Below are 21181 nucleotides of genomic sequence, written 5' to 3' on the forward strand. Positions count from 1 at the left end.
GAATGCCCGAGGGTGACACCGTCTATCTCGCCGCGGCCCGCCTGCGACGAGCGCTTGCTGGAAAGGTGCTGACGCGCACGGACTTCCGTGTTCCGCGCTTTGCCACGCTCGATCTGCGCGGGCAGCGGGTCGAGGAGGTCGGCAGTTACGGCAAGCACCTGTTCGTCCGGACGCCGACCGCGAGCATCCACACCCACCTGAAAATGGAGGGCGTGTGGCGGGTCTACCGGCCCGGCCAGCGCTGGACCAAACCGGGCTTCACGGCACGGCTGGTGCTGGCCACCGCCGACGCGGAGGCCGTCGGATTCTCCCTCGGACTGGTCGAGGTGCTCACCCGCGCCGACGAGCACACCGTCGTCGACCATCTCGGCCCGGACCTGCTGGGACCGAATTGGGATGCGGGCGAGGCGGTCCGGCGATTGGCCCGGCATCCGGACCAGCCGATCGGCCTCGCCCTGCTCGACCAGCGCAATCTCGCCGGAATCGGCAACATCTACCGCAGCGAGATCTGCTTCCTGCGCCGCGTCCACCCGGCCACCCCGGTCGCCGCCGTCGATGACCTCCCGGCCTGGTGGCCGAGGCCCACCGTGTGCTCACCGAGGCCGCCCACCATCCGCCCTGGCGCGCGCTGGCCTACGGGCGGCAACGGCAACCGTGCCGACGCTGCGGCACCGGCCTGGTCGTCCACCTGCTCGGCGACGACATCGCCACCCGCTCCGAGCGCGGCATCTATTTCTGCCCGCGCTGCCAGCCCGCACCCGGCTAGCCCGCGCACCGGTCGCGACGGCACGCACTGTCGCCGGGCCGAAACTATTGCCACTCGATTGCTAACATTTCAACGACCACGTCCGACACTCTCATCGACCCGAGGACCCACATCCAGGAGAGAGGCGGATGGCAGCGACCCTGGCCCGGCGCCGCATCGCCGGCATCGCCACCCAACTGCTCGTCGCCACGATCGCGACGGTGGTGACCATCCTGTTCTCCTGCCTGCTCCTGCAGCATCACTCGCACAGCGGGGTCTCGCGGCCGACCGACCAGCCACCCGCCACCGTCACATCGCCGCACTGACCGATCACACCGCGAAATCCGCGAAATACTTGACCCCACACCGCGTCCCACTTAACTTACGATTTGTTAGTTAAGTGAGGAGGCCCACCATGGGCGAGGACCGGCGTCGCTACGTCGTCATCGGAGGCGGCCTGGCCGGGCTCGCCGCCGCGGTCTGGCTGGCCGAGGCCGGCAAACAGGTCACCCTGCTGGAGCGCCGCCGCCGTTTGGGCGGTCGCACGCAGGCCATGCGCGCCGAGCAGGTGGACGACACCCCGGACAATGGGCAGCACGTCATCGCCAGCGGTTATGTCCACCTGTTCCGCTACCTCGAAACCATCGGCACCCGCCGGTTCGTCGCCTTCCCGCAGCGAGCGACGCTGCGCTGGCCGGACGGCCGCAAGGCCGACCTGGTGACCACCGGCGCCGGTGCGCTCCAGACACTGTTCGGCGCGCATCCGAGCGCGAGCCCGCTGGACCGGCTCCGGGCCGCGCGCGCCACCCTGCGGTTGGGGTGGCAATGCCTGCACCAGCCCGCCGACCTGGCCGATCTCACCACCGAACAGTGGTTCCGGCGCGTCGGCATGCCCGCCACCGCCCGCGAGGCCATCTGGGACTGGCTGGCACTGGGTATCGCGGCCGAACCGGTGCAGCGCGAATCGGCGAAGGTCTTCGCCGACGTGATGGCGACCGGACTGCGCCTCGCTCTGGCCAACCGGATCCCCGTGACCATCGGCTACCCGACGGTCGATCTGGACACGCTCTACATCACCGGCGCGCTCGAACTGTTCGAGCGGCACGGCGTGGAGGTGCGCTACCGCGCGGTGGCGCGCCGGATCCACCTTCGAGACAGGGAGGTCACCGGGGTGTTGCTGGCCGACGGCAGGGTCGTCGAGGCCGACGCGGTGGTCTGTGCCGTACCCAACTCCAATATCGGCGGCTTGCTCGACGAACTCCCCGAACATGCCGAAATCTATTCCGCCGCGGACAAATTGGGTTGCACGCCGATCGTCAGCACCAACCTCTACCTGGACCGCGCGCTGGGCACGCAGACCGAGTTCGAGGCGCTCATCGGCGGGACCGGAGTCATCGACGAGGTGTTCGACCGGCAACGTATGCACGGCCGCGACACCGGCGCCGGGTGGCTGTACTGCCTGACCACCAGCGGGGCCTACGAGCAGATCCACAAGAGCAACGAGGAGATCGTCGCCGAGCAGTTGGCGCTGCTTCGGCGCTACTACCCCGCCGCTTCGGCCGCGAAAGTCGTTGCGGCCCAAGCGGTGAAGATGCCAAAGGCCACCTTCTCGCAGGTGCTGGGCACGCACGGGCTGCGGCCGCCGCAGCGGACCTCGGTGCCGTCGCTGGTGCTGGCGGGCGACTGGACCGCCACCGACTGGTCGGCCACGATGGAGAGTGCCGTACAGAGCGCGGCGAAAGCGGTGGACCTGCTGCTCGAGCTACCGTCGCAGACGTGAGCGCCGATCGTCCCGCCGTAAAACGTCGTATGCCGGCCGCGGACCGGCGCGCGCAATTGCTGGACGTGACGCGGGATATCGTCGCCGCCGAGGGCTTCACGGCGGTCAGCATCGACCGGGTGGCGCGCGCCGCCGACGTGACCCGGGCCGTGATCTACCAGCAGTTCGCCGACCTGCCCGGACTGATGGCCGCGCTGCTGGAGCGGGAGCGAGCCATCGCACTCGCCGGTGTCGGCAGCGTCGACCGGGCCGCCACCGCGGACGACGTGGACACCGTCGGCCGCGGCATTCTCGCGTATCTGCATGCGGCCCCGACGAGTTGGCGCATCATTCTGCGCCCGCCCGACGGCGCGCCACCCGAGTTGCGCGAGCACATCGAACTCGGCCGCGCCTACGCCCGCCGGGTCGGCGCCCGCCACCTGTCTCGGTTCACCGGCACGACCGTCGACCCGGACGGCCCCACCGAACGAATCCTGTTGGCCGCCATCGAGGAACTGGCCCGCCTCCACCTCGAGAACCCGGCGGACTATCCGGACGACCTGGTCCTGCGGTACCTGCGCACCCTGGTCGCGTGGGCGGCGGACACCGAATCAGCCGGCCGCTGAACGGCTTTCACCGTTCGGTCGGCACCGGCTCCAGGATTTCCGGGCGGGGTTCCGGCGCCGCCGCGCGCAGGGCGTCCGCCGACTCGTCGTCGGGCTGGGTCTGGGATTGGATCTCCGATCGGACTCGGGCGTTGTAGGTGTCCACCTCGCGCGTGATATCGGCGTCGGACCAGCCCAGCACCGGCGCGACCAGCCGTGCCACCTCCTCGGCGCAGTCCGCGCCGCGATGGGCGTACTCGATGGAGATGCGGGTGCGGCGGGCCAGGATGTCGTCGAGGTGCAGGGCGCCCTCGGCGGCGGCCGCGTACACCGCCTCAACCCGCAGATAGGTGGGCGCCTCCGTAATCGGATGCAGCAGTTCGGGTTTGCCCGCGGCCAGGTCCAGCACGTGGGTGACCAGCGAACCGTAGCGGTTGAGCAGGTGCTCGACCCGATACGGGTGCACGCCGTAGGTCTGTGCCAGATGGGGAGTCTGGTTGAGCAGCGCGAAGTAGCCGTCGGCGCCCAGCAGCGGCACCTTGTCGGTGATGCTCGGCGAGACGCGCTGCGGAATGTCCTGCACCGCGGCGTCCACCGCGTCATAGGCCATCACGCGGTAGGTGGTGTACTTGCCGCCCGCGATGGCGACCAGACCCGGCGCCAGGCGCGCGACGGCATGCTCGCGCGACAGTTTGGACGTCTCGTCGCTCTCCCCCGCCAGCAGCGGGCGCAACCCGGCGTACACGCCCTGAATGTCGTCGTGGGTGAGCGGCGTGACCAGGACCTTGTTCACCCGCTCGAGCAGATAGTCGATATCGGCCTTGGTGGCGGCGGGGTGGGCGAGGTCGAGGTTCCAGTCGGTGTCGGTGGTGCCGACGATCCAGTGATTGCTTCCCCACGGGATGACGAACAGCACCGAGGTCGGGGTGCGCAGGATCAGTGCGGCGTCGCTGGCGATCCGGTCGCGCGGGACCACGATGTGCACGCCCTTGGAGGCGCGCACGTGAAACCGGCCGCGCTGATGCGACAGCGCCTGGATCTCGTCGGTCCACACCCCGGTGGCATTGACGACCACGTGGCCGCGCACTTCGGTCGTGCGGCCGTCCTCGCTGTCGCGCACCTCGACGCCCACCACCCGGTCCGCCTCCCGCAGAAAGCCGACGACCTGTGTGGAGGTACGGATCACGGCGCCGTAGTGGGCGGCCGTGCGGGCCACCGTCATGGTGTGCCGCGCGTCGTCGACCACGGTGTCGTAGTAGGTGACCCCGCCGATCAGCGCGTCGCGGCGCAGGCCGGGTGCCAGCCGCAGCGCTCCCGAACGGGTGACATGGTGTTGTCCCGGAACGGATTTCGCACCGCCCATGGTGTCGTAGAGCACCAGTCCCGACGCCACGTACGGCCGCTCCCACATCCGATGGGTGAGCGGGTAGAGAAAGCGCAACGGCTTGACCAGATGCGGCGCAAGCGTTTTCAGGCTCAGCTCCCGCTCGTGCAGCGCCTCCCGCACCAGCCCGAACTCGAGCTGCTCCAGATACCGCAGCCCGCCGTGAAACATCTTCGACGACCGGCTCGACGTCCCCGACGCCAGATCGCGCGCCTCCACCAGCGCGACCTCCAGCCCCCGGGTGGCCGCGTCCAGCGCGATCCCCGCGCCGACCACGCCCCCACCGATCACCACCATGTCGAAATGATCGTTGCCGAGTCGTTCCCACGCCTCGGCCCGCTGCGCGGGACCGAGATCGCCGGTGGATCGTCCCTGCGGTTGCGCCTTCTTCGTCATAGCCCGCCTCCTCCAGACCACCCGTATTACCGGGTTCGGGATCGACCTGCCATCGGTGAAGCTCACATTCGGCTACCCATGAGTAACCAGCACCCACAGTAACCCACCGGCGAACGGCCGCGGCCCTCAGCCCGACTACGGGGCTGGGGGCCGCGGTCACTCTCGTCGCGCTGCTAGGAACCGCAGCGCTTCTGCACACCCGGCTGGCACTTCGGCGGCGGCGGCGTGTCTGTGCAGGTTCCGGGCTTGTGCACGCCTGGCTGACAGGGGCCGGCTGTAGCGATGCCCGGCGCGACCAAGCCGGCTGCCGCCATAACAAGCACTCCAGCAGCGATTTTCGCGATCATGGAACTCCTCCCGTATTGACCGCTCGAACGTTACGGTCGCCATGGGCCGGTAGCAAGATCGCAGCCGTCCGGTCCGGACGGAAAGTGTCTGTGGCAGTGCGTTATTCGGCGATGGCCGAGGCCAGACGGTCGACTGCTTCGCGCAGCGTCGGCGCATCGAACGTGGTGAAGCACAGGCGCATCGAGCTTCGATATCCGCTGGTGACAGCGAAGGCCGAGCCCGGCACGTACGCGACGCCCTGATCGATGGCACGCGGCAGCAGTCCCGCCGTGTCGACACCGTCGGTGAAGTCGGCCCAGACGAACATGCCGCCGGTCGCGTCGGTGCTCACGATCCGATCGCCGAGCCGGTCGCGCAGCGCGCCGACCAGCGCTTGCGCCCGCTCACCGTAACAACGCCGCACCTTGTCCACGTGATCGCTCAGCCAGGCTTCGTCGGCGAGCAGTTCGGTGGTGATCTGCTGGGTCAACGCGGAACCGCACAGGTCGGCACCCTGCTTCAGCAGTTCCACGCCACGGCACACCGCGTCCGGTGCCACCATCCACCCCGCCCGCAGGGTCGGGGCCAGTATCTTCGACGCGCTCGACAGCCGAATCACATTGGGCGAATAGAACGCCACCGGTTCAGGCGAGGGCTCATCGAACCACAATTCACCGTACGGATCGTCCTCGATCACCCAGAACCCGTATCGCTCGGCGAGCCCCGCCAGCTCCCGGCGCCGGGCCGGGCTCATCGTGACACCACCGGGATTGTGGAAGTTGCTCACCGTGTGCACCACGGCGGGCCGCTCGCCGCGCGCGAGCAACTCGGTCAGTGCGTCGATCCGCATCCCCTCGACGTCCAGCGGTATACCGACCACGCGCGCGCCCGCGGCACGGAACACCTGCAGCGCGCCGACATATGCCGGATCCTCGACCACGACCAACGCCCCCGGATCCAGCAGCACCTCGCCCAGCAGTGACAGCGCCTGCTGCGACCCGTGGGTGACGAACACCTCCGCCATCGGCACCGGCCGGCCCAGTCGCGCCGATTCACGGGCGGCCAGCACCTCGCGCAGTGGCCCCCACCCCGCCGACTCGGTGTACTGCAATCGCGCACGATCCGCCAGCGCCGACTCGGCCGCCAGCGCGATCCGATCCCGCGGCATCAGCTCCGCATCCGGCAGCCCACCCGCAAGCCCGATGACATCGGCGCGCGCTGTCAGCTTCAGCAGGTCACGAATCGCCGAGCTTCGCAGGCCGTCCAAGCGATGCGCCAGCGGTGGGGTGATCGGCGACATGGGCAACCTCCGGAGTATTGCGCGTGCTGCCGATTGTCACACGCGCCCTTCCGGAATTTGAAATCGAAATCCCATACTATGGGACACTATTCGATCAGTTGGATCAGGTTCTTCCCGTCGCGGTTCACGGTCGTGATGGTCGCGGTGTACTTGGGCGCGGTGCCGTCGGGATGTCTGGTGGTGATGTCGACGAGGAAGCGATCGGTGGCCACGGTCTCGATCCGCACGCAGTAGGAGGTGCCCTGCGGGACCTGGCTCTCGATGATCTTCTGCAACAACTCCGGCGTCTCGAGGTTGGCATCCGGCACCGCGAAGGCTCGGGCTCGCACGGCACTGCGTTCAGCGAAGTACCCGTGTTCGAAACCGAGGATCGCCTGCGGGCCACTCGAAGTATCGCCGGCGCCGTTGCCTATGGTGACCTGGGCGTCGGAGACGGCCGGGCAGCTCAGCGGCTCGGCGGACGGCGCCACCGCCGGGCCCGCGCCGCTGCCCTGCCCATTGTTGCGCGTGGCGAAGACGATCACCGCGCCGATGGCCAGGATCACCACGAAGGCGGCGGCCAGGCCGCCGAGGAGCACGCGGGTGTTGCGGCCGGACTTCTCCGGTTCGGCCTCGGGCTCGGGGCGCGGCGCGGCGCGTTTCTTGGCCAGATCGTCGTCGTCCCACAGCGAGGACGAGGATTCGCGCTGCGGGGTCGGGCGCGCGGCCACCAGCTTCTTCGCCAGATCGTCGTCGTCCCACAGAGAGCCGGAGCTCTCGCGGGGCGGCGTGGGTGCGCCGGGCCGTGGTGTCTGCCGCGGGACGACACCGCGTGAGCCGGCCAGCGGCGGACGCGACAGATCCAGATTGGACGTGCGCCTGGGCTCGGCGGAACCCCCTGCGGCCGAGCGTGATTCGGCCTGCGCGGGCCGCGACAGCTCGGGACCGGGCGTGCGCCGCGGCTCGCCGGCGCGCGGATCCGACTGCGCGGGACGCGACAAATCCGGACCGGGTGACCGCCGCGGCTCGGCACCGCGCGGATCCGCCGGGACGGGCCGCGACATTTCCGGGCCGGTCGACCACCCCGGCTCCACGGCGCGCGGATCCGCCTGCACGGGACGCGACATTTCGGGGCCCGCCGTGCTCGAATCCGGCGCGCGGTACTGCGGGGGTGGCGGCGGCACGGCCGGGGCGTCGGCGGGCTGCCAGCCCAGGGTGGGACGCTCCGGCGCGTCGGCGGGCACCCAGCCGATGGCCGGGACCTCACCGGTCGGCGGCCCGAAGTCTTTCAAGGGCGGGCCGAAATCGCCCAGGGGCGGGCCGAATTCGGAGAGGGGTGGGCCGAATTCCGACTCGCCTCGGTCTCGTGCGTCCGACCGCCCGGACTCCTCGCGTCCGGCATCGTCTTCGGAGGCCATCACCTACAGTCCCTTCCCCATGACACAACCGTGGGGCGGTCGCGAACGGCCGCCCCACGTGTCGATTCAGTCTGTGTCAGTTCTGGACCGACCCACTCCACTGCGTGGTCACGCCCACGACGTTCACCGTTTGCGGCGCGAAATCGCCCTCCGGCAGCCTACCAACCTGAGCGGCCGCGGCGATGGCCGCTTCACCGCCCGGCTGCATCCGGATCCAGCCCTCGACCGCCGCCTTGGCGGCGTTGGCCTGGGTGGTGTCGATGTAGGTCTCGTTGGTGACGTCGGCGAAGCCGGTGGCCGACTTCAGGTCATCGATGCCCGTGGTGTGGGTGTACGTGGTGACCTTGATCTTGTTGGCCTCGACGTACTCGAGCGCGACACCGCCGTCCCCCGTGCCCGTCGGAGTGGAGTAACCCACGGTGCCGACGTAGCCGTCCAGGTTGCTGAAGTGGTGAGTGTTGGCCACGTATCCCGGCACCAGGCCGCCGCCGTCGATGTTCGCGCCGACCTCGGTGTGCGGGCCGTCCATCGGGACGACCGGCGCGGCCGGGGCCGCGTGCAGGCTGGGGGCGTTCCAGCGCGGCTGGGTCTCCTCCGGCGCGGGGCCGTTGTCGGTGAGGGTGTCCAGGTTGTTCTGGCCGTTGCCCTGATTGCCCTGACCGCCTTGACCACCCTGGCCCGGCTGTGCGGGGCGCGGGGACACCTGAGGCTGGTCCGGCTGCGGCTGCTGGGGCTTGAGCTGATCGGTCTGCGGGCCGTTGGGCGCGGGCTGGCCCGGCACCACCGCCGGCTGCACCTCGTCCTGGTTGTTCTGGCCCGGCACGGGCAGCGGCGCCACGCGCGGGGCGGTGACGCCCGGCTGCCGCGGCGTGGCCTGATCGCGCTGATCGGGCTTGGGGGCGTTGGGATTCGGCGTGGTGACGCCCGGCTGCGGGGTGGTGACACCGGGCTGCGGGGTGGTGACGCCCGGCTGGCTCGGGGTCTGGCCCTGCTGCGGCTCCGTGTCGCCCGGCTGCTGCTCGTCTTCGGGGGCCTGCACCTCGTTGGTGCCCGGCTGGGACTCGTTGGCACCCGGCTGCGCGGGGGTGGTGGGTACCGCCGGCTCGGCGGGCGCCGCGGTGGCCGGCCCGCCGGAGGCCGTCAGAATCGTCGCGACAGCGGCCGCGGCGGCCAATGGCAAGGACGTCTTGGCGACCGTGCGCGTGGGCCGCCCCGGCTTACGATGTTTCACTGTCTCGCAATCCCTTTCCCGAGCCCGGCCGGTACCCCGCAGGGGTCGACCGCTCTCCAGCTTTGTCCCTCATCGATGCCCGGTCCGCTCGTACCGGCCGCCAGGGGCCGTCCGCGGAACTCCGGTTCGGGAAAGATCGATCCCCCGCACACGAAATCAACCAACCGCCCACCAGTCACATCTCTGCCGGAAGTGAACCACACGAACAAGTTTCAGGCAACAGCTGCGCAAGGCCCTCACCGGTGCTGGGAACACACTGGTGGCGACCTGGTCAGCGGCGGAAACTCAGCCCAGGTCGTCGTGGCGCATCAGCTGGCGAGCGGCCTCGGTGATCGATCCGGACAGCGACGGGTACACCGAGAAGGTCTGGGCCAGGTCGTTGACCGTCAGATTGTTCTGCACCGCCATGGCGATCGGCAGGATCAGCTCGGAGGCGATCGGCGCCACCACGACGCCGCCGATCACCACGCCCGTCGCCGGCCGGCAGAAGATCTTGACGAAGCCGCGGCGCAGGCCCGACATCTTGGCGCGCGGGTTGGTGTTCAGCGGCAGCATCACCGTGCGGGCCGGGGTGTCGCCGTTGTCGATCGCCGTCTGGCTGACGCCGACAGTCGCGATCTCCGGACGCGTGAACACCGCCGAGGCGACCGTTTTCAGCCGGATCGGCTGCACGCCCTCGCCCAGCGCGTGGTACATGGCGATCCGGCCCTGCATCGCCGCCACCGAGGCCAGCGGCAGCAGGCCGGTGCAGTCGCCGGCGGCGTAGATACCCGGCACCGCGGTCCGCGACACTCGATCGACGCGAAGGTAACCGCCCTTGTCGAGTTCGATGCCGATGCGTTCGAGGCCGAGACTCTGGGTGTTCGGGGTGGAGCCGACGGTCATCAGCGCGTGCGAGCCGGTCACCGTGCGGCCGTCGGACAGCTTCACCACGATGCCGTCGGCGGTCCGCTCGACCGCGTCGGCTCGCGCCTGCTTGAACAGTTCCACGCCGCGCTCGGCCAGCGCGTCCTCCAGGACGAGGGCGGCGTCGGCGTCCTCGCTGGGCATGATGCGGTCACGACTGGACAGCACCTTGACCTTCACGCCCATCTCGGTGTACGCGGAGACGAATTCGGCACCGGTGACACCGGATCCGATGACCACCATGGTCTCCGGCAGTTCCTTCAGATCGTAGAGCTGCCGCCAGGTCAGGATGCGCTCGCCGTCGGGCTCCGCGCCCGGCAGCACGCGCGGACTGGCCCCCGTCGCGAGGAGCACGACGTCGGCCTCGAGCACCCGCTCCGCGCCGTCGTTCAGCGTGGCCCGCACCAAATGGGTGGCCAGGCCCGGAATCTGATCGATCAGCTGCCCGCGGCCGTTGAGGATGGTGACCCCCGCCGCCTGCAGCTTGGACCGGATATCGGACGACTGTGCCTGCGCCAGCGTCTTGACCCGGGAGTTCACCTCGGACAGCCGCACCTGCGCCTGTGCCGGATGCAGGGTGATACCGAGATCGCGGGCCCGCCGCAGATCGGTGCGTACCCCCGTGGACGCGATGAAGGTCTTCGACGGCACGCAGTCCCACAGCACGCACGCGCCACCGATGCCGTCGCTGTCGATCACCGTGACCGTCGCGCCGTGCTGAGCCGCCACCAACGCCGCCTCGTAGCCGGCGGGGCCGCCCCCGATGATTGCAATGCGGGTCATGTGCACCTCCGCTATCGACCTGCCACCCGGGATCTCCGGAACCCCCTAAACGTTATCCGCCCTGCTCCCTCCACGTTTGCTTGCACCGCCGGTGAGCCGAACCGCGCCTCCCACACGCCACCCCGCCGGTTTTCGGCGCGGCTCGGCAAAACCACCTCGGCCACTCAACCCATCACCAGCTACGCTTGCCTCGTGCCGATATACGCCGCCTACGGGTCCAACATGGACCCCGAGCAGATGCTCAAGCGCTGTCCGCACTCCCCGGTGTACGGAACCGGTTGGCTGGAGGGTTGGCGCCTGACCTTCGCCGGCGATGACATCGGCTGGGAGGGACCGCTCGCGACGGTGGTCGAGGAGCCGGGCTCGCGCGTGTTCGTCGTGCTGTACGACGTGTCCGCCGAGGACGAGCTGAGCCTGGACCGCTGGGAGGGCTCGGACTTCGGCATCCACAAGAAGATCCGGCTGCGCGTCACGCCGAGCCCCGGCACCGGTACCGAGCCCGTCCTGGCCTGGCTGTATGTGCTCGACGCCTACGAGGGCGGCCTGCCCTCCGCCAGATACATCGGAGTAATATCGGACGCCGCCGAAAAGGCCGGCGCCCCTGCCGATTACGTCCACGCCCTGCGCACCCGCAACAGCAAGAACGTGGGCCCGGGAACCTTCGGCCTCTGACCCGGCGGAAAGCACGCCGGAACGAAGTACGAGCACGCCGCCACCGGAACGACGTACGAGCACGCCGCGTCCGAATGACCTCGCCAGCGCGCCGCGTCCGGAACGACGCCGCCAGCACACCCGTCCGGAACGACATACGAGCGCGCTGCATCCGGAACGACGCGAGTGCGCTGCGTCCGGATTGATGTGGCGAGCGAGCCGCATCAATCCGGAACGACATCGCGGGGGCGCTGCGGCGCGGGTCAGTGTGCCTGCAGGACCAGAGTCTCAGTGTGCCTGCAGGACCAGGTTGGTGAGGGTGCGGACGCCGACGGCGAGGGCTCGTTCGTCGAGGTCGAAGGTGGGCTGGTGCAGGTCGAGCTGGGGGCCTCGGCCGGACCAGACGCCGAGGCGGGCCATGGCGCCGGGGACCTCCTCGAGGTACCAGGAGAAATCCTCGCCGCCGCCGGACTGCGGGGTGTCGGCGAGGGCGTCGGGGCCGAGGGCGCGGATGGCGTCCTCGAACATCCGGGTGGCGTGTTCCTCGTTGACGACCGGCGGCACGCCGCGCTTGTAGTTCAGCTGATACCGCACCCCGGTCGGGGCGAGCAGACCCTCGACGATCTCCCGGACCATCGGTTCCAGCAGCGACCAGGTGGCATGGTCGCCGGTGCGGACGGTGCCGGTGAGCATGCCGGTCTGCGGAATCGCGTTGGGCGCCTTGCCCGCCGACACGGCACCCCACACCATCACGGTGCTGGTGCGCGGATCGATGCGGCGGCTGAGCATGCCGGGCAGGCCGGTGATCACGGTGCCGATCGCGTACACCAGGTCGCTGGTCAGATGAGGGCGCGAGGTGTGCCCGCCGGGCGAGTCGAGCACCAGCTCCACGGTGTCGGCGGCGGAGGTGATGGCCCCGACGCGCACGCCGACCCGGCCCACCTGCAGCCGCGGATCGCAGTGCAGCGCGAACATCCGCGAGACGTCCTCCATGGCCCCGGCGGCGACCATGTCGATGGCTCCGCCGGGCATGACCTCCTCGGCGTGCTGGAACACCAGCCGCACGCCGACCGGCAGGTCGGGCGCCTCGGCCAGCGCCAGCGCCGTGCCGAGCAGGATGGCGGTGTGCGCGTCGTGCCCGCAGGCGTGCGACACGCCCGGGGTGGCGGACGCGAACGGCAGCCCGGTGTACTCCTGCAGGGGCAGCGCGTCCATGTCGGCGCGCAGTCCGAGGCGCGGGCCGCCGGGGCCGATGTCACAGATGAGGCCGGTTCCGGTGGGCAGCTTGCGCGGCTCGAGCCCGGCCTTCACCAGCCAGGTCTCGATGAACTCGGTCGTGGCGAACTCGGTGCGGGACAGTTCGGGGTTGGCGTGGATGTGCCGCCGCCACCCGATCAGGTCCTCCGCGTGCTCGTTCAGCCATGCGTCGACCGCCTTGCGACCACGCGCCACCGCGTTCGTGGCACCGTTCATCGATGCGCCGAGCCGTGCCGCGGTCGCGTCCGGACCGGTCACTCGCGCCGTACTCGGTGCGGTGTCCGACCCGCCGGTTGTACTCACCGAATGTCCTCCTGTCGCTGAATGCTGCGCTCCAACAACCTGTCTCTGTGAAATTGATCGCCCGCAATCGCGATTGCGGTACGCGCCAGCGCGGTGGCCCCGTCGGTCACCGCGAGGTCCGCCGACGGCGTGATGCACGCCGCGGCGAATTCCGGCTGATGTGTCACCGCGCCACCGGCTTCGATCCCGATAACCGGATGGATGCCGGGGATGACATTGGTGACGTTGCCCATGTCGGTGCTGCCCAGCGGACGCGCTGCCTCGAGGTCCGCCGCGAGCGGTACCCGTCCCATGCCGACGATCTGCTCGCGATAGGCGAACAGTAGTGCGGGGTCGGGAGTCAACTCGGTATATGTGGGCGCCAGCGTCCGGATTTCGTGGGTGCATCCGGTCGCCAGTGCTCCCGCCTCGAAACAGGCCGATGCGCGTCGCATCAGATCGTCGAGTGATGCGGAGTCGACTGCCCGTAGGTAGTACAGCAGTTCCGCATGTCCGGGCACTATGTTCGGGGCAACGCCGCCGGTCTTGACTATACCGTGCAGTTGCTGCCCGGGATTCAGATGCTGACGCAGCAAACCGAGGGCTACCTGGGTGACGGTCACCGCGTCACCGGCGTTGCGGCCCTGCTCGGGCGCCGCGCTGGCATGCGCCTCGCGCCCGTGGAAGGTGACCGCGACGTCCGCCAGCGCCAGCGAGCGCGCGCCGACGATGTCGCACGGTCCCGGATGGACCATCATCGCCAGCGCCGTGCCGTCGAACACGCCGCGCTCGAGCATCAAGACCTTGCCACCGCCGCTCTCCTCGGCCGGCGTGCCGAACACCTTCACGGTGATCCCGCACGCATCGGCCACCTCGGCCAGGCCCAGGGCCGCACCCACCGCAGCGGCGGCGATGATGTTGTGCCCACAGGCATGCCCGATCTCGGGCAACGCGTCGTACTCCGCGCAGATTCCCACCACCAGCTCGCCGCTGCCGTAGGTGGCGGTGAACGCGGTGTCCAGTCCGGCCACGGGCAGCTGGATCGCGAAGCCGCGCTCCCGCAGCGGCACGAGGGTCTTGGCGACGCTGCGCGTCTCGGCGAAGGCGAGTTCGGGTTCGGCGTGGATGTCGTGGGACAGCGCGATCAGCGCGTCGGCCGCGGCGCCGATGGCGGTGTCGGCGGCCGCGACCAGCGCGGGATCCGGCGGCTGCGCGAAGTGCGACGCGCCTGTTCCGGACTCGATCGATCCGACTGTTCGGTCCGAGTCGGGGTCGGAGGGGCGGGCGCCGGCGCTGCGTGGCATGGCACACAGTGTTGCACTGCGCACGCCTGCCCGCCCGCCGGGTTATCCGGGAGCGAATATCGGACCTCGGCGCGGCGGAACTCAGCCGGCGTCGAAGGCCAGGTTCTCCGGAGTGGTCGGAGTGGTCAGCCCGGCGAGCGCCCGCCCGTGCAGCGCGCGCTTGATCACCGGCAGGTTCGGCTTGCGGTTACCGGCCAGGGCGGCGGCCCGGGTGACGGCTGCGGCCAGCACCTTGTCGGCGTCGGCCTGCTCGTCGACGATCCCGGCCGCGATCGCGTCGGCGGCGGCGTAGCGGCGGCCCGTGGTCATCGCCTCCAGCGCGACCTGATTGGTGAGGCGCTCGGTGACCAGCGCGTTCATCGCGACGGTGAACGGCATGCCGAGGTGCACCTCGGGCAGGCACCAGTAGCCGCGATCGCCGCGCATGACCCGGAAGTCGTGCGAGGTGGCCAGCATCGCACCGGCGCCGAAGGCGTGCCCGTTGACGGCGGCCACGGTCGGCATGGAGAAGGTCAGCAGACGGCTGAACATCGAATGCACGCGGTCCAGGTACCAGTGCACACGGTCGTAGTTGCCGAACAGCCAGTCGGTGTCGAGACCGTTGCTGTAGAACTTGCCGGTCGCCACGGTGACCAGGGCGGCCGGGCCATCCGACGACTCGACCCGGTCCAGCTGCCCGTGGAACTCGTCGATCCAGTCGGGGTGAAAGCGGTTCTCGCTGTCGGTCCGGCCCTCGTTGCCGAGGTAGAGGACGAATACATCCCCGTCACGCTCCAAGTACGGCATAGGGCGAAGCATAAGTTACCGGCGAGTCGGCACCGGAACGCGCATGAGATCTTCGGCCACCACCAGCTCGCCGTGGAAGTACTTGCTCGCCTCGATGCGGTGGCCGTCGAGGTCCGGATATCGCTGCGAGAAGTGCGTGAGCACCAGCGTGCGCACGCCCGCCGCCTCGGCGACCTGGGCGGCCTCGGCGGCGGTGAGGTGGCCGAACTCGTGGGCCAGCGCGGCATCGGCGTCGAGGAACGTGGCTTCGATCACGAGCATGTCGGCGTCCTGCGCCAATTCCTCGACCCCCGAACACATTCGGGTGTCCATGACGAAGGCGAACCGCTGACCGCGGCGCGGCGTCGAGACCTCGTCGAGGGTGACGGTGCGGCCGTCGGGCAGCGTCAGGCTCCCCGCGCGTTGCAAGCGGCCGACGTCGGGTCCGGCAATGCCCAGGGCCGCCAGCCGATCCGGCAGCATCCGGCGGCCGTCCGGTTCGGCGAGACGGTAGCCGAACGTCGCCACGCGGTGCGACAGGGCAACGGCTTCGAGGTGAAAGGGCGCGTCGGGCAAGGGAATCGGGCCGTCGGTCGCGACCGGATGCGGCCGCAGTCCCGGATCGCGGTGCCGCGGCACGATCTGGCTCAGTCGCTCGAAGTAGTCGATGTCCGCCGCCGGGAAGCAGATGTCGACCGGGTGGGTCACCCGGTCCAGGTTCAGCCTGGCGAGAACGCCCGGCAGCCCCAGGCAGTGGTCGCCGTGAAAATGGGTGAGACCGATGCGGGTGATGCTCGCCGCGGAGACACCCGCGTACAGCATCTGACGCTGGGTGCCCTCACCCGGATCGAACAGCAGGCCGTCCCCGTCCCACCGCAGGAAGTAGCCGTTGTGGTTGCGTTGACGGGTCGGCACCTGGCTGGCCGTCCCCAACACGACGAGTTCACGCACGGCCTCATACTGCCCTGCCCCGCCGACCGTCGCCGGATCGCGGCTTCGCTGGGCGGTATTCCCCGCGCGGCGACCCCCGATCGACGCGACTATGGTGAGCCACATGCTTGCCGAACAGGCCGCCGCGGCGATCGCCGAACGTACGGGAGTAGCGCGCCACCGGGTCGCGGTGGTGCTGGGTTCGGGCTGGCAGGACGCGGCCGCCGAGATCGGCACGCCGACCGCCTCCGTACCGATGAGCGATCTGCCCGGCTTCGGCGCGCCGACCGCGCAGGGCCACCGGAACACTGTGCACTCGATGCTGGTGAACGACACGCCGACACTGGTGCTGATGGGCCGCCAGCACCTGTACGAGGGCTACGAGCCGGCCGATGTGGTGCACGGGGTGCGCGCGGCCGTCGCGGCCGGCGCCGACACGATCCTGCTCACGAATGCGGCGGGCGGTATCCGGCCCGGCCTGCGGGTGGGCGAGCCCGTGCTGATCGGCGACCACATCAATCTCACCGGGCGCACGCCGCTGACGGGCGCGAGCTTCGTCGACATGGTCGATGCCTGGGATCCGGAGCTGCGCACGCTGGCGCGGGAGGTCGACCCGAGCCTCACCGAGGGCGTCTACGCGGGCCTGCACGGGCCGCAGTACGAGACGCCGGCCGAGATCCGGATGCTCGGTACCGCGGGCGCCGATCTGGTGGGTATGTCGACGGTGCTGGAGGCCATCGCGGGCCGGGCCGCCGGGGCTCGGCTGCTGGGTATCTCGCTGGTGACCAACCTGGCCGCCGGGGTGACGGGTGCGCATCTGTCGCACGCCGAGGTGCTCGCCGAGGGGCACGCCGCGGCGCCGCGACTCGGCAAACTGCTGCGCGGCGTGCTGGAACGGCTGTAGTCAGGTGCCGCGCGGGCCCGAACTCACGACGCCGGAAGGACCCGGGAGGACGACGACCCGGAAGGACCGGAAGACCCGGAAGGACCCGGAAGGACACTGCCGCTGATGTTGCGATTCGGAACGGCCGGGCTGCGCGGCCCGTTGCGGGACGGCCCCGACGGCATGAACATCGACACCGTCGCGCGGGCGTCGGCCGGGGTCGCCACGTGGTTGCGGGAGCGCTGCCTGGGCGGCGGGCCGGTGATCGTGGGCCGCGACGCCCGGCACGGTTCGGCGGAATTCGCCACCGTCACGGCGGAAGTCTTCGCCGCGGCGGGGTTCTCGGTGCTCCTGCTCCCCCGCCCGCTGCCCACCCCGGTCGTCGCTTTCGCCGTCCGCGAACTGAAAGCCGTTGCCGGAGTGCAAATCACGGCTTCCCACAACCCCGCCACCGATAACGGCTACAAGGTGTACCTCGACGGCGGCTCCCAGCTGATCCCGCCCGCGGACGCGGAGATCGAACGCGCCATAGCCGCTGTGCACGAGCCCATTTCCCGTGCCGACCCCGATGCCTCCGCCCCCGACCCCACCGCCCTGTCCCTCGCCGCCGATGCGACGATCGCCGACATGGGCGAGGAGATCCTCCGTCGCTACCTCGCGCGCGTGGCGTCGCTGCCCCATCTTCTCGGCGGCCGCAGTGCCTCGGACTCGTTGCGGCGCGGCGATATTCGCATCGCGCTCACTCCCATGCACGGGGTGGGCGGGGAGTCGGCGGTGACGGCGCTGCACGCGGCCGGGTTCACGGATGTGCACGTGGTGGTGGAGCAGTTCGCGCCGGACCCGGACTTTCCCACAGTCGCTTTTCCGAATCCGGAGGAGCCCGGGGCGGCGGATCTGCTGCTGGGACTGGCGGAGAAGGTCGGTGCGGAACTGGCCATCGCGCTGGATCCGGACGCGGACCGGTGCGCGATCGGGGTGCCCGGTCCGGACGGCTGGCGGATGCTGCGCGGCGATCAGACGGGCGTGCTGCTCGCCGATTACGTGCTGGGCTCCGCGGGGCGAGATCCGTTGGTGGCCACCACCATCGTGTCGTCGCGGCTGCTGAGTAAGCTCGCCGCGGCGCGCGGCGCCCGCTACGCCGAAACGCTCACCGGCTTCAAATGGCTGGCGCGCGCGGGCGAGGGCCTGGTCTATGCCTACGAGGAGGCGATCGGCCACTGTGTGGACCCGGCGGCGGTCCGCGACAAGGACGGCATCTCGGCGGCGGTCGCGGCGGCGGACCTGCTGACCCGGCTGCGCGCGGACGGCCGCACCCTGCCCGACGCCCTCGACGACTACGCTCTCGAATTCGGCCTGCACGCCGGTGCGCAGGTCGCGCTGCGGCTCGCCGACCAGGAGGCGGCCGCCGCGGTGGTCGCGCGGCTGCGGGACACGCCGCCGGACACCATCGCCGGAATGCCGGTGACCTGCACCGACCTGCTGCGCGCACGGGGCCGGATGCGCACGGACGCATTGATTTTCGAGGGTGAGTCGCAGCGCATCGTCGTCCGTCCCTCGGGCACCGAGCCCAAGCTCAAGTACTATCTCGAAGTCGTGCAGCCGGTCCCCACCCGGGCGGATCTACCCGCCGCGAAGGAATCCGCCGCACAACAACTTTCCCGCCTCCGCGAGTTCTGCGAAGCGCGCTGATCGCTCAGCGCGGACCGAACTGCCGATCGCCCGCGTCGCCCAGCCCCGGCACGATATACGCGTCGCCATTGAGCCCCTCGTCCACCGCCGCCGTCACCAACCGCACCGGCAGGCCGGAATTCTCCAGCGCCGCAATGCCTTCGGGCGCGGCGACCACGCAGACCGCGGTGATGTCGGTGGCATTGCGGACGGCCAGCAGTTCGAGGGTGTGGCGCATGGACCCGCCGGTGGCAAGCATCGGATCCAGCACGAACACCGGGTAGCCGGACAGGTCTTCCGGCAGTGATTCCATGTAGGGCACCGGCTGATGGGTCCGCTCGTCGCGCGCGACACCGACGAAGCCGACCCGCGATTCGGGAATCAGCGCACTGGCCGCGTCGACCATCCCCAGCCCGGCCCGCAGCACCGGGACCAGCAGCGGCGGGTGCGCCAGCCGGGCGCCCACGGTCGCCGCGACGGGGGTGCGGACCTCGAAACCCGCCAGCGGTGCGTCCCGAAGTGCCTCGTAGATCAGGAAACCCGTCAGATCGCGCAACGCCGCCCGGAACCCCGGATTGGGCGTACGGGCGTCGCGCATGGTCGTCAGCAGAGTGGTGGCGAGCGGATGATCCACGATGTGCGTACGCATGGGGGAACGATAAGGTCTATTCGGGTTCGGGGCCCGAATCCGCGGTGGGATTTCCGGTCCGGTGACGGAACCGTTGCCGCGGCGCCTGCGTCGAAGTACTCGGATGCCGTAATCTGCCACCAGACCAGCACGATGGGGGATGTTGATGCACAAGATCTCGGTCGACACCGAGGGCGTCGCGGCCTACGGTGCGACAGCCGGGGGCCTGTCCGGCGAGATGGCGGCCGCCGCGGTCAGCGCGGCCGGCGCCGATCCGCTGCTGCTGGGCCCGATCTTCGGATTGATCGGTGGCGATTTCGTCACCGCCTACGCCGCCGCGCACGCGGGTCACGTGGCCGGCATCGGGGAACTGTCGGCGGTGCTGGGCAGCATGGGCGCCGCCGCGGCCGGCGCCTCGGGCGCCTACGCCGAAACGGACCTGGGCCACGCCGCCACGCTGCGCGCCACCGAGGGAGAGCTGCCGTGACGGGCGTGATCAACCTCGACGCCCTGGCCCAGCCGATCATCGAGCTGCTCACCAGCTTCGGCCACGGCGTGCTGCCGGGCGGCGGCCCGGCCGACGCCCTGCGGCAGACGTCTACCACCCTGGACGGAATTCACCAGGCGGGCAGCGCCGGCATCAACCAGATGACCAACGCCTGGCACGGCCAGGGTGGCGACGCCGCCATGGACAAGGCGCTCAGGATTCAAACGTCGGCGGCCTCCATCTCCGACCGCGGCCTGGACATGGCCGACGTGGTCACCCAGGCCGCGGCCGCCGTGCAGACGGGCCAGAAGGAACTCGACGGCATCCTCCAGTCCTTCGTCCGGTCGGTGACCGCACTCGGGCCCGCCGTGACCACACCGCCCGGCCTGGCGACGGTGGTGAGTTCGGCCATCGACCATCTGGGCCAGGCGCTGAACGTGGTCACCCGCACCCGTTCCGAACTCGACACGCACACCGCCTCGATGACGGAACTGACCCCGCCGCCGCCCACGCCGTCCGCCGCGGGCACTCCGGTCGCCGCCGCCGCGGCCGCCGCCCCGGTCGCCGCCAGTGGCCTGCAGCAGGCCGGTTCGGTGCTGGGCGCGGTGGCCTCCACCGGCGGCTCGATGATGAGCGGGCTGATGGCCACGCCCACCTCGGCGGCGAGCACGTCCTCGTCGCGGTCGAGCAACGGCAAGGTGCAGCCCGGTGCGCCGTCCGGCGAGGGCGAGCGCGGCCGCCACGGCGGCGTGATGATCACCCTGCCCGACGGCAGCCAGGTCGAGGCCCCCAACGAGAAGGCGGCCAAGGCGGTCACCTCCGCGCTCAGCGCCCAGGGCACGCCGTATGTCTGGGGCGGCAACACTCCCGGCGCCGGCCTGGACTGCAGCGGCCTCACCAAGTGGGCCTACGGCGAGGCGGGCGTGGACCTCCCGCGGCTGGCCGCCGATCAGAGCGCGGGCGCCACCCCGGTGAGCCCCGGCGACCTCATGCCCGGTGACCTGGCCATCTGGGACGGCCATGTCGCGATGGTCATCGGCAACGGACAGCTCGTGGAGGCCGGTGATCCAGTCCAGACCGGCCCGATTCGAACGGAGAACAGCGGAATGGCGTTCCACGGCTTCTACAGGCCCACCTCATGACCTCGCAGCAACCACAGCCGCAGATCCCGAACGTCACGGTGGCGGCCAGCACCAATCGCGCCGGCACCATCAGCGTCCGGGCCACCGACCAGGGCATGCCGGTGGAGATCAAGTTCGAGCGCAGCGAATACCGTTACGGCGCAAAGGCTTTGGCCGCCGAGATCCTGCGCCTGACCAAGCGGTCGGCGATCGTCGCCAAGGCCCGGCGGCGCGAGCTGCTGGCCGAGTCGGGCATGCCCGAGGAGATCTTGGACAAGCTCGGCCTGCCCACCCGCGGCCAGGCCGTCGACGAGCTGGACCGCATGGACGACGCGGATACGGGACCCACGAGCTGGATGAGGCCGGTGTGAG

At 70.3% G+C, this 21181-nt stretch carries 19 protein-coding genes and 1 pseudogene; 10 read left to right on the forward strand and 10 right to left on the reverse strand.

Annotated elements, in window-relative coordinates; all coding sequences use genetic code 11:
* Positions 1 to 2 precede the first annotated feature (2 nt).
* The 4 genes and pseudogenes from NWFMUON74_RS29925 (at position 3) to NWFMUON74_RS29940 (ending at position 3130) form a co-directional block, all read left to right on the forward strand.
* Positions 3 to 766 (forward strand): annotated as a pseudogene (locus NWFMUON74_RS29925) (DNA-formamidopyrimidine glycosylase family protein).
* Positions 767 to 894: 128 nt separating this feature from the next.
* On the forward strand, positions 895 to 1071 hold the full coding sequence (locus NWFMUON74_RS29930; RefSeq protein WP_187685065.1) for a hypothetical protein: 177 nt from the start codon (positions 895 to 897) through the stop codon (positions 1069 to 1071).
* An 89-nt stretch (positions 1072 to 1160) separates the two neighbouring features.
* Positions 1161 to 2525: a hydroxysqualene dehydroxylase HpnE gene (hpnE, locus tag NWFMUON74_RS29935; RefSeq protein WP_187685066.1), complete on the forward strand. Its 1365-nt coding sequence runs from the start codon at positions 1161 to 1163 to the stop codon at positions 2523 to 2525.
* Positions 2526 to 2554: 29 nt separating this feature from the next.
* On the forward strand, positions 2555 to 3130 hold the full coding sequence (locus NWFMUON74_RS29940; protein WP_187689515.1) for a TetR/AcrR family transcriptional regulator: 576 nt from the start codon (positions 2555 to 2557) through the stop codon (positions 3128 to 3130).
* Between the two features lie 7 nt (positions 3131 to 3137).
* Here the strand turns inward: NWFMUON74_RS29940 and glpD are convergent, their stop codons facing one another.
* From glpD to NWFMUON74_RS29965, 5 genes are all read right to left on the reverse strand, one after another.
* Positions 3138 to 4889 carry a glycerol-3-phosphate dehydrogenase gene (glpD, locus tag NWFMUON74_RS29945; RefSeq protein ID WP_187685067.1) on the reverse strand — a complete coding sequence of 584 codons (1752 nt, stop codon included), beginning with the start codon at positions 4887 to 4889 and terminating at the stop codon, positions 3138 to 3140.
* A 448-nt stretch (positions 4890 to 5337) separates the two neighbouring features.
* Entirely contained in the window at positions 5338 to 6516 is a 1179-nt protein-coding gene (locus NWFMUON74_RS29950) for an aminotransferase-like domain-containing protein (protein WP_187685068.1), read from the reverse strand.
* Positions 6517 to 6602: 86 nt separating this feature from the next.
* Positions 6603 to 7913, reverse strand: a complete 1311-nt coding sequence (locus tag NWFMUON74_RS29955; RefSeq protein ID WP_187685069.1) for a DUF8176 domain-containing protein — start codon at positions 7911 to 7913, stop codon at positions 6603 to 6605.
* 76 nt (positions 7914 to 7989) lie between these two features.
* Positions 7990 to 9144: a hypothetical protein gene (locus NWFMUON74_RS29960; protein ID WP_232110678.1), complete on the reverse strand. Its 1155-nt coding sequence runs from the start codon at positions 9142 to 9144 to the stop codon at positions 7990 to 7992.
* 285 nt (positions 9145 to 9429) lie between these two features.
* Entirely contained in the window at positions 9430 to 10833 is a 1404-nt protein-coding gene (locus tag NWFMUON74_RS29965) for an NAD(P)H-quinone dehydrogenase (RefSeq protein ID WP_187685070.1), read from the reverse strand.
* A 192-nt stretch (positions 10834 to 11025) separates the two neighbouring features.
* On the opposite strand from NWFMUON74_RS29965, the gene NWFMUON74_RS29970 reads away from it, so the two are divergent.
* Positions 11026 to 11505 carry a gamma-glutamylcyclotransferase family protein gene (locus NWFMUON74_RS29970; protein WP_187685071.1) on the forward strand — a complete coding sequence of 160 codons (480 nt, stop codon included), beginning with the start codon at positions 11026 to 11028 and terminating at the stop codon, positions 11503 to 11505.
* A gap of 267 nt (positions 11506 to 11772) precedes the next feature.
* Here the strand turns inward: NWFMUON74_RS29970 and NWFMUON74_RS29975 are convergent, their stop codons facing one another.
* The 4 genes from NWFMUON74_RS29975 to NWFMUON74_RS29990 all read right to left on the reverse strand — a co-directional run bounded on the left by NWFMUON74_RS29975 (position 11773) and on the right by NWFMUON74_RS29990 (position 16043).
* Positions 11773 to 12957 carry a M20 family metallopeptidase gene (locus tag NWFMUON74_RS29975; RefSeq protein ID WP_187689517.1) on the reverse strand — a complete coding sequence of 395 codons (1185 nt, stop codon included), beginning with the start codon at positions 12955 to 12957 and terminating at the stop codon, positions 11773 to 11775.
* A gap of 83 nt (positions 12958 to 13040) precedes the next feature.
* Positions 13041 to 14216, reverse strand: a complete 1176-nt coding sequence (locus tag NWFMUON74_RS29980) for a M20 family metallopeptidase (protein ID WP_232111244.1) — start codon at positions 14214 to 14216, stop codon at positions 13041 to 13043.
* A gap of 192 nt (positions 14217 to 14408) precedes the next feature.
* Entirely contained in the window at positions 14409 to 15113 is a 705-nt protein-coding gene (locus tag NWFMUON74_RS29985; protein ID WP_187685073.1) for an enoyl-CoA hydratase-related protein, read from the reverse strand.
* A gap of 15 nt (positions 15114 to 15128) precedes the next feature.
* On the reverse strand, positions 15129 to 16043 hold the full coding sequence (locus tag NWFMUON74_RS29990) for a ribonuclease Z (RefSeq protein ID WP_232110679.1): 915 nt from the start codon (positions 16041 to 16043) through the stop codon (positions 15129 to 15131).
* Positions 16044 to 16146: 103 nt separating this feature from the next.
* Between NWFMUON74_RS29990 and NWFMUON74_RS29995 the strand changes: the two genes are divergently transcribed.
* Positions 16147 to 16926 (forward strand): purine-nucleoside phosphorylase, encoded by a 780-nt coding sequence (locus NWFMUON74_RS29995; protein WP_187685075.1) that lies wholly within the window; start codon positions 16147 to 16149, stop codon positions 16924 to 16926.
* Between the two features lie 105 nt (positions 16927 to 17031).
* On the forward strand, positions 17032 to 18594 hold the full coding sequence (locus NWFMUON74_RS30000) for a phospho-sugar mutase (protein WP_187685076.1): 1563 nt from the start codon (positions 17032 to 17034) through the stop codon (positions 18592 to 18594).
* A gap of 4 nt (positions 18595 to 18598) precedes the next feature.
* Here the strand turns inward: NWFMUON74_RS30000 and upp are convergent, their stop codons facing one another.
* Positions 18599 to 19222: a uracil phosphoribosyltransferase gene (gene upp / locus NWFMUON74_RS30005; RefSeq protein ID WP_187685077.1), complete on the reverse strand. Its 624-nt coding sequence runs from the start codon at positions 19220 to 19222 to the stop codon at positions 18599 to 18601.
* A gap of 145 nt (positions 19223 to 19367) precedes the next feature.
* Here upp and NWFMUON74_RS30010 point away from each other — a divergent pair, with 145 nt between their 5' ends.
* Genes NWFMUON74_RS30010 through NWFMUON74_RS30020 form a run of 3 tightly spaced genes read left to right on the forward strand, consistent with a single transcriptional unit; the run spans position 19368 to position 21180 of the window.
* Positions 19368 to 19688: a type VII secretion target gene (locus tag NWFMUON74_RS30010; RefSeq protein ID WP_187685078.1), complete on the forward strand. Its 321-nt coding sequence runs from the start codon at positions 19368 to 19370 to the stop codon at positions 19686 to 19688.
* A 5-nt stretch (positions 19689 to 19693) separates the two neighbouring features.
* Positions 19694 to 20830, forward strand: a complete 1137-nt coding sequence (locus tag NWFMUON74_RS30015; protein ID WP_187689518.1) for an NlpC/P60 family protein — start codon at positions 19694 to 19696, stop codon at positions 20828 to 20830.
* Positions 20827 to 21180 (forward strand): hypothetical protein, encoded by a 354-nt coding sequence (locus NWFMUON74_RS30020; RefSeq protein ID WP_187685079.1) that lies wholly within the window; start codon positions 20827 to 20829, stop codon positions 21178 to 21180. Before NWFMUON74_RS30015 ends, NWFMUON74_RS30020 begins: the two co-directional genes overlap by 4 nt.
* Position 21181: the final 1 nt, after the last annotated feature.

It is taken from the genome of Nocardia wallacei (assembly GCF_014466955.1).
GTDB lineage: Bacteria > Actinomycetota > Actinomycetes > Mycobacteriales > Mycobacteriaceae > Nocardia > Nocardia wallacei.